This is a genomic window from Streptomyces sp. NPDC090499, assembly GCF_044769305.1.
Taxonomy (GTDB): domain Bacteria; phylum Actinomycetota; class Actinomycetes; order Streptomycetales; family Streptomycetaceae; genus Streptomyces.
In genome coordinates this window covers 1-1,129 of the sequence record NZ_JBIVXP010000060.1, presented here as the reverse complement: position 1 = coordinate 1,129, position 1,129 = coordinate 1, and the positions used below count along the sequence as shown (strand labels likewise).

The 1,129-nt window shown below is 65.0% G+C and carries 1 protein-coding gene; it reads left to right on the top strand.

From position 1 onward, the window contains the following. Positions 1-184: 184 nt before the first annotated feature. On the top strand, positions 185-1,036 hold the full coding sequence (locus ACIQVL_RS51570; protein WP_403479321.1) for a hypothetical protein: 852 nt from the start codon (positions 185-187) through the stop codon (positions 1,034-1,036). Positions 1,037-1,129 lie beyond the last annotated feature (93 nt).

Sequence of the window (1,129 nt, the reverse complement as noted above, 5' to 3'; positions counted from 1 at the left end):
ACCCAGCCGAGCGCCCCGAAAGCACCCCCGCGCTACCCAACACCACCAACGCGACCGCCGGTTGATCGGCTACACCACGAGAAGGGACACGACCGTCTTGACGCGCTGGCCCGCCTTCGTCTGCTGCATCCCGGCGTCCGGGCTGGCGCATCGCTGTGGGACCTGGCCTGGGAGAATGCGATGCATGTCGCGTGCTTCCTCATCAGGCCCTACGGATGATGCTCAACTCCCTTTGCGGGCAAGGGAACGTCTCAAGGCCGTCGTCTTCGATGCCAACGCCTACGGCAAGGCCCGTCCCGACTTCGAGCACCTCAAGCGGCTCGCCGCCCGCCTCGCCGCAATCGGCATCGAGACCTGGGTGCCCGAGCCGGTGTCGTGGGAGTGGGCTGAGCATGTGGCCCGCGACTGGCAAGCCGTCAAAAATGCAGCACGGCAAGAACGCGAGGGGATGAAGCGGGCCGGCCTGCAAGTGGACACGCCTGCGGCGTACTACAGCAGCCGCGACACTGTCATCGATACCGTGCTGGCCAACTTGAGCGCGATACCGCACGTAAAGATCATCAGCCTGTCGGGAGCCAGCGCCGCCGCGGCGTTGAAAGATCAGGTTCTCCAGCACGAGCCAGCTAAGCTCAAGGGCGACGTCAAAACCGGGGCGAGTGACAGCGCTTGGCTGCGCGATGTGCTGGACCGCGCCTCCCCCGAGCAGATCGTGATCGTCTCTTCTGACGGTGACGTGAAACGGGCCTTCGCAGCCTGGAACAAGCCGGTTCCGCTGATCCTGAGAAGGGAGAAGCTACGGCCGACGCTGTTCGATGTCGCCGTCGATGACGGGCACGCCCAGTCGTCCATCGTGCGGTACCTCCTTAGCCGACTGCCCGTCGACAACCTCGACGGCAATGACGAGGACGCGGCATTCGACATCGGCCCCATACTGGGGCTGGAGTCCGCGATCGCCCACGAGAGGGACGGTGACGGCACTAGTCTCAGCATTTTCGGAGCCAGCGTGAGCAGGCTCGTCGCTCTCGCCGGTCTTTAGTGGGCGATACGCAAGCTGATGTCCGGTTCGTGGCTGGGTTGAGTGGGGTTGGCGGGCCAGGTATTCGCGTGAGGAGTGAGCGTGCCGGGCCGG

Coding starts and splice junctions, on each gene's coding strand:
- ACIQVL_RS51570 (WP_403479321.1), top strand. CDS start 185: ATGTCGCGTGCTTCCTCATCAGGCCCTACGGATGATGCTCAACTCCCT.